The sequence below is a fragment of the Microvirga arabica genome (genome assembly GCF_016811235.1).
GTDB classification, from domain to species: Bacteria; Pseudomonadota; Alphaproteobacteria; order Rhizobiales; family Beijerinckiaceae; genus Microvirga; species Microvirga arabica.
The window spans coordinates 1-15,485 of sequence record NZ_JAFBID010000112.1; the positions used below are offsets into that span (position 1 = coordinate 1).

Below are 15,485 nucleotides of genomic sequence, written 5' to 3' on the forward strand. Positions count from 1 at the left end.
GTCTCGAAGGAGCTTCCAGAGAGCACTGGATCCTCCTTCGAGACGCAGCCTCACGGCTGCTCCTCAGGATGAGGGCTGTAAAACGGAACCCAGGAAGACGTGGATCCCCAGACCAAGTCCCGGGGTGACGCAGAGGGTGTCAGGGCAAGGAGGGTGTTATTCCCAGCCGGAGCTAAAGCGGAGGGGAAGGGAATCCACCTATACGCTCGGCGCTATGGATCCCCTTCCCGCACTTCGTGCGCTGGGGATGACACGGCACCGTCAGCGCCTATTCCGCAGCGACAACGGCCTCGGCCAGCAGCTGCCGCGCAGCCGGGCCGATGTCTCCGGCCGTCCAGTGCGGGCGGCAGACGGACACGTAGCGGCCCTCGCCGCCGATCTCGATGACCTCACCGGAGCGCACGGCTTCGCCGTTGCGGTCGTATTTCAGGATCATCGTGGCCTTGCGGCCGCAATGGCAGAGCTGCTTGATCTCCTGGAAATCCTCGGCCAGCGCCATCATGGCGATGATCGCGTCGCTGAACAGCGTGCCGTAGACGTTGTTCTTGAGCCCGTAGGCCATGACCGGGATCTTCAGCTCGTCGACGATCCAGGCGAGCTGGCGGACCTGCTCGGCGGTCATGAACTGGACCTCGTCGATCAGCACGACGGTTACGGGCTTTGCCGCATGCTCGCCCGCCACGATGGCGGCGATGTCGTCGCTCTTCCGCAAGGGGATCGCATCGGCCTCGAGGCCGATGCGCGACTTCACCTTGCCGACGCCGAAGCGGTCGTCGATCAGGCTCGTGAACAGCAGCACGTTGCCGCCGTTCTCGATGTAATTGTAGCGAACCTGCAGGAGATGGGTCGTCTTGCCTGCATTCATCACCGAATAGATGAAGTGGAGCTTTGCCATCTCACCATCTTACATGTGAATGGCGCGCTTCTCCACCGCGAGGGCCGCTTCCTTCACAGCCTCCGCAAGCGTCGGGTGCGCGTGGCAGGTGCGGGCCATGTCTTCGGAAGAAGCGCCGAACTCCATGGCGATGGCCGCCTCGTGGATCAGGTTGCCGGCTTCCGCGCCCACGATGTGCACGCCGAGCACCTTGTCGGTTGAGGCATCGGCCAGGATCTTCACGAAGCCATCCGTGGTCTTGTTCACCTTGGCGCGGCCATTGGCCGTGAAGGGGAATTTTCCCGCATTGTACGCGATGCCTGCGGCCTTCAGTTCCTCCTCGGTCTTGCCCACGGAGGCGACCTCCGGGAACGTATAGACCACGCTCGGGATCACGTCGTAGTTCACGTGGCCCGCCTTGCCGGCTAGGATCTCGGCAACCGCCACACCCTCGTCCTCGGCCTTGTGGGCGAGCATGGGGCCGGCGATCACGTCGCCGATGGCGTAGATGCCGGTGACGTTGGTGGAGAAATGCGCATCCGTCTGGATGCGGCCGCGGTTGTCGAGCTGGACGCCCACTTTGTCGAGGCCAAGGCCCTGCGTGTAGGGCACGCGGCCCACCGCCACGAGCACCACGTCGGCCTCAAGGGTCTCCGGGTTGCCGCCGGCGGCGGGCTCGACGGTGAGCGTCGCGCCGTTGCCGGTCCGCTCGACCTTGGTCACCTTGGCGCCGAGCTTGAACTGGAATCCCTGCTTGCCGAGAATGCGCTGGAAGTTCTTGGCCACCTCTCCGTCCATGCCGGGCAGGATGCGGTCGAGATATTCCACCACCGTCACCTCGGAGCCCAGACGGCGCCACACGGAGCCGAGCTCCAGGCCGATCACGCCGGCGCCGATCACCACGAGGCGCTTCGGCACGGTCTCAAGGTCGAGCGCTCCGGTGGAGGAGACCACCACCGTCTCATCGATCTCGATGCCCGGCAGGCGGGTCACGTCGGAGCCGGTGGCGATGACGATGTTCTTCGTCTCGAGCACCTGGTTCGAGCCGTCCTCGGCCGTCACCTCGACCTGACCGGGAGCGGCGATGCGCGCGGTCCCGATGAAGGCATCGATCTTGTTCTTCTTGAGCAGGAACTCGACGCCCTTGGTGTTGCCGTCGACGCCTTCCTGCTTGAACTCCAGCATCTTCTTGAGATCCAGTGTCGGCGCGGAGACGCCGATGCCCATGTCGGCGAAGTGCTGCGCGTCCTGGAACATGTGCGAGGCATGCAGCAGGGCCTTGGACGGGATGCAGCCCACATTGAGGCAGGTGCCGCCATGGGTCTTGCGCTTTTCGACCACGGCGGCCTTGAGGCCGAGTTGGGCTGCCCGGATGGCGCACACATACCCGCCGGGGCCGGTGCCGATGACGATGAGATCGTAGGACATGAATTCGCCCCCTTGGACGTCATGGCCGGGCTTGTCCCGGCCATCCACGTCTTGGATGGCCACCCGGCGTAGAAAAACGTGGATGCCCGGCACGAGGCCGGGCATGACGAAGTGTTTCGATTACAGATCGAGCACGAGGCGTGCCGGATCCTCCAGGGCTTCCTTGACCCGCACGAGGAAGGTCACGGCTTCCTTGCCGTCGACGATGCGGTGGTCGTAGGAGAGCGCGAGATACATCATCGGGCGCACCACCACCTGGCCGCCCTGCACCACTGGGCGGTCCTCGATGCGGTGCATGCCGAGAATGCCCGATTGCGGCGCGTTGAGGATCGGCGTCGACATGAGCGAGCCGTAGATGCCGCCATTGGTGATGGTGAAGGTGCCGCCCTGCATCTCGTCGATGGAGAGCTTGCCGTCTCGCGCCCGCTTGCCGAATTCGGCAATCTTCTTCTCGATGCCGGCGACCGACAGGTCGTCCGCGTCGCGCACGACAGGCACCACGAGGCCCTTCTCGGTGCCGACCGCGATGCCGATGTGGTAGTAGTTCTTGTAGACGAGGTCCTGGCCGTCGATCTCGGCGTTCACCGCCGGCACGTCCTTGAGCGCCTGGATCACCGCCTTGGTGAAGAAGCCCATGAAGCCGAGCTTGGTGCCGTGCTTCTTCTCGAACACGTCCTTGTACTGGCTGCGCATGTTCATCACCGCGCTCATATCCACGTCGTTGAACGTGGTGAGCATGGCGGCGGTGTTCTGGGCGTCCTTGAGGCGGCGCGCGATGGTCTGGCGCAGCTTCGTCATCTTCACGCGCTCTTCGCGCTCCGCATCGCTCGGGGCGGAAGGCGCGCGCACCTGAACGGGAGCAGCCGGCGCGGCAGCCTGGGCGCCGCCGGTTGCGATGGCGGCCAGCATGTCGCCCTTGGTCACGCGGCCGTCCTTGCCGGTGCCGCCCACACCCGCCGGGCTCACGCCGCTCTCGGCGGCCAAACGGGCAACGGCCGGGCCGTGATCCTTGGCGGCGCCGGGAGCAGCGGCTGCCGGAGCAGGCGCAGCCGCGGGAGCCGGAGCGGCCTTCGGCGCTTCAGCCTTCGGGGCGGCTGCGGGAGCCGCCGCCGCGCCGCCGTCGACGATGGAGCCGAGCACCGCGCCGGGGCTCACCGTCTCGCCGTCCTTGGCGATGATATCGCCCAGCGTGCCGCTCGTAGGCGCATTGACCTCGAGGGTGACCTTGTCGGTCTCGAGCTCGAGCACGGGCTCGTCGGCCTTCACGGGATCGCCGGGCTTCTTGAACCAGCGGCCAATGGTGGCCTCTGATACGGATTCGCCAAGGGTGGGTACGCGGATTTCGGTTGCCATGGTCGTCTTTTGGTCTTTGCGGAACCGGTTTCCCGGCCCCTCGGAATCGGATGAGTGCTCCCGCGGGTTTTACGCCGCGAAAGCCTCGTCGAGGAAGGCCTGCAGCTGGGCCTGATGCTTGGACATGAGGCCGGTGGCGGTGGCAGCGGAAGCGGGGCGGCCCACATAGCGGGGACGATCCACCTTGGAGCCGGCCGTCTTGAGCACCCATTCGAGATAGGGCTCGACGAACATCCAGGAGCCCATGTTCTTGGGCTCTTCCTGGCACCACACCACGTCGGCCTTCTTGAAGCGGGCGATCTCGGCCGCCAGCGACTTCGCCGGGAACGGATAAAGCTGCTCGACGCGCAGCAGGTAGACATCGTCGATGCCCCGCTTCTCACGCTCCTCCAGCAGGTCGTAATAGACCTTGCCCGTGCAGATCACCACGCGCCGGATCTTGTCGTCCTTCACCAGCTTGGTGACGTCGCGGCCGGTCTGGGCGTCGTCCTGCAGGACGCGGTGGAAGTACGTGCCCTCCGAGATGTCCGCGAGCGAGGACGTGCAGCGCTTGTGGCGCAGCAGGCTCTTCGGGGTCATCAGCACCAGCGGCTTGCGGAAGTCGCGCTTGAGCTGCCGGCGCAGGATGTGGAAGTAGTTCGCCGGCGTGGAGCAGTAGCCCACCTGCATGTTGTCCTCGGCGCACATCTGGAGGAAGCGCTCCAGGCGGGCGGAGGAATGCTCGGGACCCTGGCCCTCATAGCCGTGCGGCAGCAGGCAGACGAGGCCCGACATGCGCAGCCACTTGCGCTCGCCCGACGACACGAACTGGTCGAACACAACCTGGGCCCCGTTGGCGAAGTCGCCGAACTGGGCTTCCCACAGGGTCAGGGCATTCGGCTCGGACAGCGTGTAGCCGTATTCGAAGCCGAGCACCGCCTCCTCCGAGAGCATCGAGTTGATGACCTCGTAACGGGCTTGGGTTTCGCTGATGTGGTTGAGGTTGGTGTAGCGCTCCTCGTTCTCCTGGTCGGTGAGAACCGAGTGGCGCTGCGAGAAGGTGCCGCGCTCCACATCCTGGCCGGAGAGGCGCACGCGATGACCCTCCAACAGGAGCGAGCCGAAGGCCAGAGCCTCGGCCATGGCCCAGTCGAAGCCCTCGCCGGTCTCCAGCATCTTCTTGCGGTTGTCGAGGAAGCGCTGGATCGTGCGGTGAAGGTGGAAGCCGTCCGGAATGGTGGTGAGCGCCTTGCCGATCTGCTGCAGGGTCTCGACCGACACGCCGGTCTGCCCGCGCCGCGGATCGTCCTGGTCCTCGCGCACGGCCTTGAGGCCCGACCAGCGTCCATCGAGCCAGTCGGCCTTGTTGGGCTTGTAGTTCGACGCGATGTCGAACTCGGCATCGAGCTTCGAGCGCCAGGTCGACTTCATCTCCTCGACTTCGGCCTCGGTGACGACGCCCTCGGCGATAAGCTTCTTGGAGTAGAGTTCGGTGATCGACGTGTGCGACCGGATCTTGCGGTACATGAGCGGCTGGGTGAACGCCGGCTCGTCGCCCTCGTTGTGGCCGAAGCGGCGGTAGCAGAACATGTCGATAACGACAGGCTTCTGGAACTTCTGCCGGTATTCGGCCGCCACTTTCGCAGCGAAGACCACCGCCTCCGGATCGTCGCCGTTCACGTGGAAGATCGGCGCCTCGACCATCTTCGCCACATCCGACGGATAGGGCGAGGAGCGCGAGAAGCGCGGATCGGTGGTGAAGCCGATCTGGTTGTTGATGATGAACGAGATCCAGCCCCCGGTGCGGTGACCTCGCAGGCCCGACAGCCCGAAGCACTCCGCCACAACGCCCTGGCCGGCGAAGGCCGCGTCGCCGTGGATGAGGAGCGGCATGACGGCCGTACGGTTGTCGGGCGTGCAGCCGTGCTGGTCCTGCTTGGCGCGCACCTTGCCGAGCACCACGGGATTGACGATCTCCAGGTGCGACGGGTTGGCGGTGAGCGACAGGTGGACGTTGTTGCCGTCGAAGGTGCGGTCCGACGAGGCGCCGAGATGGTACTTCACGTCGCCCGAGCCTTCCACGTCGTCGGGCGCGAAGGAGCCGCCCTTGAACTCGTGGAACAGCGCCCGGTGCGGCTTGCCCATCACCTGGGTGAGCACGTTGAGGCGGCCGCGATGGGCCATGCCGAGCACGATCTCCTTCACGCCGAGATTGCCGCCGCGCTTGATGATCTGCTCCAGGGCCGGGATCAGCGACTCGCCGCCATCGAGACCGAAGCGCTTGGTGCCGGTGTATCGGACATCCAGGAACTTCTCGAAGCCTTCAGCCTCGACAAGCTTGTTGAGGATGGCGCGCTTGCCTTCCTTGGTGAAGCTGATCTCCTTGTCGGGACCCTCGATGCGCTCCTGGATCCAGGCCTTCTCGACCGGATCGGAGATGTGCATGAACTCGACGCCTAGCGTCTGGCAGTAGGTGCGGTCGAGGATCGCGACGATCTCGCGGATCGTGCCGAACTCGAGGCCGAGCACGTTGTCGAGGAAGATCTTGCGGTCCCAGTCGGCTTCCGTGAAGCCGTAATGGGACGGGTGCAGTTCCTGATCGTTCGGACGCGGGTTGATCTCGAGCGGATCGAGTTTGGCATGCAGGTGGCCGCGCACGCGATAGGCGCGGATCAGCATGATGGCGCGCACGGAATCGCGGGTGGCCTGCTGCACATCGGCCTGGCTGATCTCGGCGCCCTTGGCTTGCGCCTTCGCCTTGATCTTGTCGCCGACCGCCTTCTCGACCTGCGCCCAGTTGCCGTCGAGCGCGGAGACGAGCTCGCCATTGGCGTGGATCGGCCAGTTCGCCTTCTCCCAGGATGGGCCCTTGGCGGCTTTCTCGACAGCCTGCTTGTCGTCCTTCAGGGCGCCGAAGAAGGCCTGCCACTCGGCGTCGACCGAGGACGGATCCTGCTCGTAGCGGGCGTGAAGGTCCTCGATATAAGAGGCGTTCGCCCCATAGAGGAAGGCGGTGTTGAGAAGCTTTTCGTTGGCGTCTTGGCGTGCCATGACAATACTCGATGTGAAAATGATTGTGGGCCGCCCCGGGTTCGAGGCGGCCTTTATCGGTTATTGGCCCTTGAGAACCTCAACGAGGGTCTTGCCGAGGCGGGCCGGCGACGGCGACACGCGGATGCCCGCGGCCTCCATGGCGGCGATCTTGTCCTCGGCACCGCCCTTGCCGCCGGAGATGATGGCGCCGGCATGGCCCATGCGGCGTCCGGGAGGCGCCGTGCGGCCGGCAATGAAGCCCACCATCGGCTTCTTGCGGCCCTTCTTGGCTTCGCGGGCGATGAACTCGGCGGCCTCTTCCTCGGCCGAACCGCCGATCTCGCCGATCATGACGATCGACTCGGTCTTGGGGTCGGACAGGAACATGTCGAGCATCTCGATGAACTCGGTGCCCTTCACCGGGTCGCCGCCGATGCCCACAGCCGTTGTCTGGCCGAGGCCCTCGTTGGTGGTCTGGAACACGGCCTCGTAGGTGAGCGTGCCGGAGCGCGACACGATGCCGACCGAGCCGGGCTTGAAGATGTTGGCCGGCATGATGCCGATCTTCGACTCGCCCGCCGTGACGATGCCGGGGCAGTTCGGGCCGATGAGGCGCGACTTGGAGCCCTGGAGCGAGCGCTTCACGCGCACCATGTCCTGCACCGGAATGCCTTCCGTGATGCAGACGATGAGCGGGATCTCGGCCTGGATGGCCTCGCAGATGGCGTCCGCCGCGCCCGGAGGCGGAACGTAGACCACCGAGGCATCGGCGCCGGTCTTCTCGCGCGCTTCCATGACCGTGTCGAACACGGGCAGGCCGAGATGCGTGGAGCCGCCTTTGCCCGGCGAGGTGCCGCCGACCATCTTGGTGCCGTAGGCGATGGCCTGCTCGGAATGGAAGGTCCCGTTCTTGCCGGTGAAGCCCTGGCAGATGACCTTGGTGTCTTTGGTGATGAGGATGGACATCGGGTCGAAACCTTACTTTCCGCCGCGCACGGCGTTCACGATCTTCTGGGCGGCGTCGTCGAGGTCGTCCGCCGGAATCACGTTGAGGCCGGACTCGCGGATGATCTGCTTGCCCTCTTCCACGTTGGTGCCTTCGAGACGCACCACCAGCGGAACCTGCAGGCCGACCGTCTTCACCGCCGCGATCACGCCGCGGGCGATGACGTCGCACTTCATGATGCCGCCGAAGATGTTGACCAGGATGCCCTTCACGTTCGGGTCGGCCGTGATGATCTTGAACGCCGCCGTCACCTTTTCCTCGGAGGCGCCGCCGCCGACATCGAGGAAGTTCGCCGGCTCTTCGCCGTAGAGCTTGATGATGTCCAGCGTCGCCATGGCGAGGCCAGCGCCGTTGACCATGCAGCCGATGGTGCCGTCCAGCGCGATATAGGCGAGGTCGTACTTGGAGGCCTCGATTTCCTTCTCGTCCTCTTCCGTGATGTCGCGCAGCGCGACCACGTCAGGGTGGCGGTAGAGGGCGTTGCCGTCGAAGGAGATCTTGGCGTCGAGGCACTTGAGGTGCCCGTCCTTGGTGACGATGAGCGGGTTGATCTCCAGCATCTCCATGTCCTTCGCAATGAAGGCTTTATAGAGCTTTGCAACCACGTCCTCGGCTTCCTTGGCGAGCGAACCGGTCAGGCCGAGCGCCTTGGCGACGGTGCGGCCGTGATGCGGCATCACGCCGGTCGCGGGATCGACCGAGAAGGTCAGGATCTTCTCGGGGGTGTCGTGGGCGACCTGCTCGATATCCATGCCGCCTTCCGTCGAGACGACGAAGGCCACGCGGCCGGTCTCGCGGTCGACGAGCATGGAGAGGTAGAACTCCTTCTCGATGTCGGAGCCATCCTCGATATACAGGCGGTTGACCTGCTTGCCGGCCTCGCCGGTCTGGATCGTGACCAGCGTTCGGCCTAGCATCTGCTGGGCGAACTGCTTCACCTCGTCTACGGACTTGGCAAGGCGCACGCCGCCCTTCTCGCCGGCTTCCGCTTCCTTGAACTTGCCCTTGCCGCGGCCGCCTGCATGGATCTGGGACTTCACGACCCAGAGCGGACCGCCGAGTTCCTTGGCAGCAGCCTCAGCCTCGTCGGCGGAGAAGATGGCCCGGCCGTTGGAGACCGGCAGGCCGAACTCCTTCAGGACCGCTTTGCCTTGATATTCATGGATGTTCATTCGTTTCTCTCCGCAGCAGCGGTTGAAGACGTGGATGGCCGGCACAGAGCCGGCCATGACGTGCAATAATTAAGCGAGGGCCGGGTTGATCTGCTTGCAGGCATCGACGAGGCCTTGCACGGACGCCACCGACTTCTCGAACATGGCCTTCTCCTCACCGGAGAACTCGACCTCGACGATGCGCTCGACGCCGTTCTCGCCGATCACGATCGGAACGCCCACGAACATGTCCTTCACGCCGTACTGGCCATTGAGATAGGCCGCGCAGGGCAGGACGCGCTTCTTGTCCTTGAGGTAGCTCTCGGCCATGGCGATGGCGGAAGCGGCCGGCGCGTAGAAGGCGGAGCCGGTCTTGAGCAGGTTGACGATCTCGCCGCCGCCCTTGCGGGTGCGCTCGACCATAGCGTCGAGCTTCTCCTGGCTGGTCCAGCCCATCTTCACGAGGTCGGGCAGCGGGATGCCGGCGACGGTGGAGTAGCGCACCAGCGGCACCATGTCGTCGCCGTGGCCGCCGAGCACGAAGGCGGTCACGTCCTCGACCGACACGTTGAACTCCTCGGCGAGGAAGTGGCGGAAGCGGGCCGAGTCCAGCACGCCGGCCATGCCGACGATCTTTTCGGGCTTCAGGCCGGAGAACTTCTGGAGCGCCCACACCATGGCGTCGAGCGGGTTGGTGATGCAGATGACGAAGGCGTTCGGGGCATATTGTTTGATGCCGCCGCCGACCGCTTCCATGACCTTCAGGTTGATGCCGATGAGGTCATCGCGGCTCATGCCCGGCTTGCGCGGCACGCCGGCGGTGACGATGATCACGTCGGCGCCTGCGATGTCGGCATAGTCGTTCGCGCCCTTGTACTTGGCGTCAAACCCGTCGACCGGCGCGGATTCCGCGATGTCCAGACCTTTGCCCTGGGGAATGCCTTCCGCGATGTCGAAGAGCACGACGTCGCCGAGTTCCTTCAAGCCGACGAGATGGGCGAGCGTTCCGCCGATCTGGCCTGCACCGATGAGCGCGATCTTTTTCCGGGCCATAGTATGTCCTTGGGTTTGCCTTGGAGTGTTGGCATGAGCCTTTTCGAGGTGGCGCTGTATGACACCAGAAATGGGCAGCCATCAAGCGATCAAAAGGTTAACAGGCCAGGCTTCGAGGCCCCGGAAAAGTGTTCTCAAGCTCAACAATCAGGAAATACTTCGTAGTTACAGGAGCTTATTGAGCCGGGCCCTCGGGAATTTTCCTGTTACAAAATTTGAAATTTGTAACTAACCCTACACGCTGCCATTCGCCAAGGCCCTTAAGACGACCCGGATCATGGTGGCGAGGCGCTGGTCGAGGATGTCCTGCGGCACCTCGGCGTCGAGGCGCACGGTCAGCGGGTTGATGAAGCGATAGACTGCATCGCTGATGAAGGCATGGGCCTTTTCCCGGTCCCGGGGGTCGAACTTGCCCGTCACGATCCCTTCGTCCAGCACCCGCTCGATGAGCTGGCGCATGCGGGCCCGGTGCTTGCGCACGAGAGGACGCGAGGTCTCGGTGGCCGTGCAATAGACATCGAAGAGGTGGCGGTCCTCTTTCAGGAGATCCCGGTGAACCCGCGCCCAGGCCTGGATCAGGCGCTCGAGCTTGTCGTCGGCCGGATCGGGGGAATCCGCGATGTCGGCAATCGTCGCCTCCATCTCCCGCAGCCATTGGCCGGCCACCGCATCGATGAGAGCCGCCTTGTTGGTGAAATAGCGGTAGACATTGGCGTGGGTCATGCCGGCCGCGTCCGCAATGCCCACCACGGTGATGTGCTTGGGGCCGAATGCTTTCAGCTGGTCGGCCGCGATGGCGAGGAGCCGGGAATCGGCGGGGGCGGATTCCGCCCCCCTGCCCAAGCCGCCGGCCGGCCGCCTCATGTCTCGGCAAGCCCCGTGGTGCTGCCGGAGGCTTCCGAATCCGAGCGGCCGTGCGGCAGGGACAGGTATTCCTCGGAGCGCATCTCGATCAGGCGCGAGACCGTGCGGTCGAACTCGAAGGCCTCGCGGCCTGTGTCGGCATGATAGAGCTCCGGCACCTCGGCTTCGGCCGAAGCCAGCAGCTTCACACGGGCATCGTAGAGGGCATCGATGAGCATGATGAAGCGCTTGGCCTCGTTGCGCTGCTCGAAGGTCATCCGGGGGATGTTCTCCAGGATGACCGTGTGGAACTCCTCGGCGACCGCCAGGTAATCGGCGGCGCCCAGAGGCTTCGCGCACAGGTCCGGGAACGAGAAGCGCGCCACGCCGCCGGCCGCCTGCGGCACCTCCACGGGATGGCCCTTCACGGTCAGGGTGACGGGCCGGCCCTGGTCGCGGCCCGTGAGACTCCGGAAGGCGCGGGTCAGGGCCGTATGGGACTGCTCGTCGGCCGGGGTGTAGAAGACCGGGCTGCCGGCAAGCTTTTCGAGCCGGAAATCCGTGCGGGATTCGAGCTTCACCACTGCCATCCGCTCCTGCAGGAGCCCGATGAAGGGCAGGAAGAGCGCACGATTGAGACCGCCCTCGTAGAGCCTGTCCGGCTCCACATTGGAGGTCGCCACCACCACGACCCCGTGGGCGAAGAGCGCCGTGAACAGGCGCCCGAGGATCATGGCATCTGCAATGTCCGTGACGGTGAACTCGTCGAAGCAGAGCACCCAGGCCTCGTCCGCCAGGGCCTGCGCCACGGGCGCGATGGGATCGTCGCCCGAGACCTCGCCGCTCTTTAGCTTCTGCCGATAGGCATGGATGCGCTCGTGCACGTCGGACATGAAGGCGTGAAAATGGACCCGGCGCTTGCGCCGCACGGGCAGCGCTTCGAAGAACAGGTCCATGAGCATGGTCTTTCCGCGCCCGACCGAGCCCCAGACGTAAAGCCCCTTGGGCGGCGCGTGGTCCTTGCTCTTCTTGCCGAAGAGCCAGCCGAGCGCGCTGGGTTTGCGGGCGAGCCGATGATGGGCGAGGCTTTCCGCCAGCGCCTCCAGCCTTTTCAGCAGCGCCACTTGGGCCGGGTCGCGCTCGATGGCGCCGGACGCGACCAGGGCGTTGTAGCGGGCCGTGATGGAGCGGGGCGAGGAGAAGGAGGGATCGTTCACGGGATGATCGATACCCCTGCGGAGCGTTGAGCGCAAATGTCTTGCGGCCAGTTAGCTTCAAATACAACCTATTCCGTCATCCCCGGACTTGTCCCGGGGATCCACGTCTTCAAGCCTTTAAAACATGGATGGCCGGAACAAGCCCGGCCATGACGGCAGAAGTTTGTTCGTTTAAGTCCGGTAGGCCCTTGCTGCCCGGTGTTAGCGCGAAAGCGACAGCGGCGCGCCGGACTTGGCGAGGACCCCGCTCAGCGAAGCCGACGAGCCGCGCAGGCGCGCCGCGACCGCACCGCCGGTCTGGTAGAGGTAGACCTCGCCGTCGCGGTAATCCCAGGCATTGACCCGGGACAGGTCCTGGTTGGAGCAGCCGGAGGCTGAGGCGCGGTAAAGGTCGAGCGACGGCGAGCTCGAGAGCTGGATGCGGCAGCTGCCGCCCGAGGTCTGGGCGCTCCAGTTGCCCACCATGGCGGTGCGGCTGGCGGGAGCAGGCACCGCTGCGGGCGCAGGCGCCGGTCCCCCGATGGTCGGGGGAGGCGGAGCGGGCGGCAGGCCGGCGATCTCGGGATTGGCCGGCGCAGCCATGGGATCGGCGGCGAGCGGTGCGCCCTCGATTGGCGGCAGGGGAGCCGCCTCGACGGGCCCGGACGGAACTGCCTCGACCGGCGCCGCAGGCACCAGCGGAGCGGCGTTCGCGCTGCGGACCGGCGGACCGCCCAAACGGGTCGAGGAGCACGCGCCGAGCGCCAAAGCGGAGCACATCACGGCCGTCGCGAGACAGAGGGAAGCTTTCATCGTGGTCCTCTCGTGCGGAGCCGTCTTACTTAAGGACGGCTCATTATTGGGCTCAAGGCTATCATGAGGAATATGAACCTAGGCCAACATTGTTCCGGCTTCGACATAGGGAAGAGCAAACCATAAAAAAAGGCGCCAGCGGCGCCTTTTGATCAAAGTGTTGCGAGGATGCGTCAGACGGCCCGCGCGATCATCATCTTCTTGACCTCGGCGATGGCCTTGGCCGGGTTCAGGCCCTTCGGGCATGTGTTGGCGCAGTTCATGATCGTGTGGCAGCGATAGAGCCGGAACGGATCGTGCAGGTTGTCGAGGCGCTCGCCCGTAGCCTCGTCACGGGAGTCGATGAGCCAGCGATAGGCCTGGAGCAGGGCTGCTGGCCCTAAGAACCGGTCACCGTTCCACCAGTAGCTCGGGCATGAGGTGGTGCAGCAGGCGCAAAGGATGCACTCGTAGAGGCCGTCGAGCTTGGAGCGCTCCTCAGGAGTCTGGCGCCACTCGGTCTCGGGCTCCGCCGTCTGGGTCTGGAGCCAGGGCTCGATGGCCGCGTGCTGGGCGAAGAAGCTCGTGAGATCCGGCACCAGATCCTTCAGCACCGGCATGTGCGGCAGCGGATAGATCTTGATGGTGTCGGATTCGCAATCCTCGATGCCGAGGGTACAGGCAAGCGTGTTCTTGCCCATGATGTTCATGGCGCAGGAGCCGCAGATGCCTTCGCGGCAGGAGCGGCGGAAGACCAGCGTCGAGTCGACGTTGTTCTTGATCCACAACAGCGCATCGAGAACCATCGGGCCGCAATCGTCGCGGTCGACATAATAGGTGTCGATGCGTGGATTGGCGCCGTCATCCGGGTTCCAGCGGTAGATGCGGAACGCCTGAACATTGGAGGCACCTTCCGGCTTCGGCCAGGCCTTGCCTTCGGTGTACTGGGAGTTCTTGGGAAGCGTGAACTGAGCCATCGTTTTTCGTCTTCCTTAGTACACGCGAGCCTTGGGCTCGATGTACTGGATGTCGTTCGACATGGTGTAGGTGTGCACCGGGCGGTAATCGAGGGTCACCTTGTGGGAGGTGTCGTCGAGCCACGCCAGCGTATGCTTCATCCAGTTCTTGTCGTCGCGCTCGGAGAAGTCCTCGCGCGCGTGGGCGCCGCGGGATTCCTGACGGTTGGCCGCGCCTTCCATGGTGACGACCGCCTGGCCGATCAGGTTGTCGAACTCCAGTGTCTCCAGAAGGTCGGTGTTCCAGATCAGCGAGCGGTCCGTGACCTTCACGTCGGCGGCGGCGTTCCAGACCTGGTGGATGAGCTGGCGGCCCTCCTCCAGCACCTCGCCGGTGCGGAACACCGCGCAGTTGTTCTGCATGGTCTTCTGCATCTGGAGGCGCAGTTCCGCGGTCGAGGTGGAGCCGTTGGCGTAGCGGAACTTGTCCAGGCGCGAGAGCGCCATCTCGTCGGCGCTCTTCGGCAGGTCCGCGTGGCGGGCGTTCGGCTCCAGGATGTCGGCGCAGCGCAGGCCCGCCGCGCGGCCGAACACCACGAGGTCGATCAGCGAGTTCGAGCCGAGGCGATTCGCGCCGTGTACGGACACGCAGGCCGCTTCGCCCAGTGCCATGAGGCCCGGCACCACCGTGTCCGGATTGCCGTTCTTCAGCGTCAGCACTTCGCCGTGATAGTTCGTCGGGATGCCGCCCATGTTGTAGTGCACGGTCGGCAGGACCGGGATCGGCTCCTTGGTCACGTCCACGCCCGCGAAGATCTTGGCGCTTTCCGAGATGCCGGGCAGGCGCTCGTGCAGGATCTTCGGGTCGAGGTGATCGAGGTGCAGGTAGATGTGGTCCTTGTTCTTGCCCACGCCGCGGCCGGCGCGGATCTCCATGGTCATGGCGCGGGACACCACGTCACGGGACGCCAGGTCCTTAGCCGAGGGTGCGTAGCGCTCCATGAAGCGCTCGCCTTCCGAGTTCGTGAGATAGCCGCCCTCACCCCGCGCGCCCTCGGTGATGAGGCAGCCCGAGCCGTAGATGCCGGTGGGGTGGAATTGCACGAACTCCATGTCCTGCAGCGGCAGGCCGGCGCGCAGCACCATGGCGTTGCCGTCGCCCGTGCAGGTATGGGCCGAGGTGGCCGAGAAATACGCGCGTCCGTAGCCGCCGGTGGCGAGGATCGTCATGTGGGCGCGGAAGCGGTGGATCTCGCCGGTGGACTGGTTCAGCGCCACGACGCCGATGCAGCGGCCGTCGGAATCCATCATCAGGTCGAGGGCGAAATACTCGATGAAGAAGTTGGTCTGGTTGCGCACCGCCTGCCCGTAGAGCGTGTGCAGGATCGCGTGGCCCGTGCGGTCGGCGGCAGCACAGGTGCGCTGCGCCGTGCCCTTGCCGAACTCGGTGGTCATGCCGCCGAAGGGACGCTGATAGATCTTGCCCTCGCTGGTGCGGGAGAAGGGAACGCCCCAGTGCTCGAGCTCATAGACGGCCGCGGGCGCATTGCGCACGAGATACTCGATGGCGTCCTGGTCGCCGAGCCAGTCCGAGCCCTTCACGGTGTCGTACATGTGCCAGCGCCAGTCGTCCGGCCCCATGTTGCCGAGGGACGCCGAGATGCCGCCCTGCGCCGCCACCGTGTGCGAGCGGGTCGGGAACACCTTGGTGATGCAGGCGGTGCGAAGGCCGGCCTGCGAGCAGCCGACGGTGGCGCGAAGACCTGCGCCGCCCGCGCCCACGACCACCACGTCGAAGGTGTGGTCGATGATGTTGTAGGC

The 15,485-nt window shown here is 65.1% G+C and carries 12 protein-coding genes; all 12 read right to left on the reverse strand.

The window, feature by feature from the left end; genetic code table 11:
- Window positions 1-268: 268 nt before the first annotated feature.
- Complete coding sequence (locus JQC81_RS29850; protein ID WP_203275412.1) at window positions 269-895, reverse strand: thymidine kinase; 627 nt, start codon at window positions 893-895, stop codon at window positions 269-271.
- Between the two features lie 9 nt (window positions 896-904).
- A complete protein-coding gene (gene lpdA, locus JQC81_RS29855) occupies window positions 905-2,302 on the reverse strand; it encodes a dihydrolipoyl dehydrogenase (protein WP_203275421.1) in 1,398 nt (465 codons plus the stop codon).
- Between the two features lie 120 nt (window positions 2,303-2,422).
- Window positions 2,423-3,655, reverse strand: a complete 1,233-nt coding sequence (odhB, locus tag JQC81_RS29860) for a 2-oxoglutarate dehydrogenase complex dihydrolipoyllysine-residue succinyltransferase (RefSeq protein ID WP_203275413.1) — start codon at window positions 3,653-3,655, stop codon at window positions 2,423-2,425.
- A 69-nt stretch (window positions 3,656-3,724) separates the two neighbouring features.
- On the reverse strand, window positions 3,725-6,685 hold the full coding sequence (locus JQC81_RS29865) for a 2-oxoglutarate dehydrogenase E1 component (RefSeq protein WP_203275414.1): 2,961 nt from the start codon (window positions 6,683-6,685) through the stop codon (window positions 3,725-3,727).
- 60 nt (window positions 6,686-6,745) lie between these two features.
- Window positions 6,746-7,633: a succinate--CoA ligase subunit alpha gene (sucD, locus tag JQC81_RS29870; RefSeq protein WP_203275415.1), complete on the reverse strand. Its 888-nt coding sequence runs from the start codon at window positions 7,631-7,633 to the stop codon at window positions 6,746-6,748.
- A gap of 12 nt (window positions 7,634-7,645) precedes the next feature.
- Window positions 7,646-8,845, reverse strand: a complete 1,200-nt coding sequence (gene sucC, locus JQC81_RS29875) for an ADP-forming succinate--CoA ligase subunit beta (RefSeq protein ID WP_203275416.1) — start codon at window positions 8,843-8,845, stop codon at window positions 7,646-7,648.
- Window positions 8,846-8,914: 69 nt separating this feature from the next.
- Complete coding sequence (gene mdh, locus JQC81_RS29880; RefSeq protein WP_203275417.1) at window positions 8,915-9,877, reverse strand: malate dehydrogenase; 963 nt, start codon at window positions 9,875-9,877, stop codon at window positions 8,915-8,917.
- 234 nt (window positions 9,878-10,111) lie between these two features.
- On the reverse strand, window positions 10,112-10,741 hold the full coding sequence (locus JQC81_RS29885; protein ID WP_203275418.1) for a TetR/AcrR family transcriptional regulator: 630 nt from the start codon (window positions 10,739-10,741) through the stop codon (window positions 10,112-10,114).
- Complete coding sequence (gene zapE / locus JQC81_RS29890; RefSeq protein ID WP_312887612.1) at window positions 10,738-11,937, reverse strand: cell division protein ZapE; 1,200 nt, start codon at window positions 11,935-11,937, stop codon at window positions 10,738-10,740. Before zapE ends, JQC81_RS29885 begins: the two co-directional genes overlap by 4 nt.
- A 201-nt stretch (window positions 11,938-12,138) precedes the next feature.
- Window positions 12,139-12,729, reverse strand: coding sequence for an AprI/Inh family metalloprotease inhibitor (locus JQC81_RS29895; RefSeq protein ID WP_203275419.1), 591 nt, complete (start codon window positions 12,727-12,729; stop codon window positions 12,139-12,141).
- A 173-nt stretch (window positions 12,730-12,902) separates the two neighbouring features.
- Window positions 12,903-13,685: a succinate dehydrogenase iron-sulfur subunit gene (locus tag JQC81_RS29900; RefSeq protein WP_203275420.1), complete on the reverse strand. Its 783-nt coding sequence runs from the start codon at window positions 13,683-13,685 to the stop codon at window positions 12,903-12,905.
- Between the two features lie 15 nt (window positions 13,686-13,700).
- On the reverse strand, window positions 13,701-15,485 hold a 1,785-nt coding region (gene sdhA / locus JQC81_RS29905), incomplete at its 5' end, for a succinate dehydrogenase flavoprotein subunit (protein ID WP_210347317.1).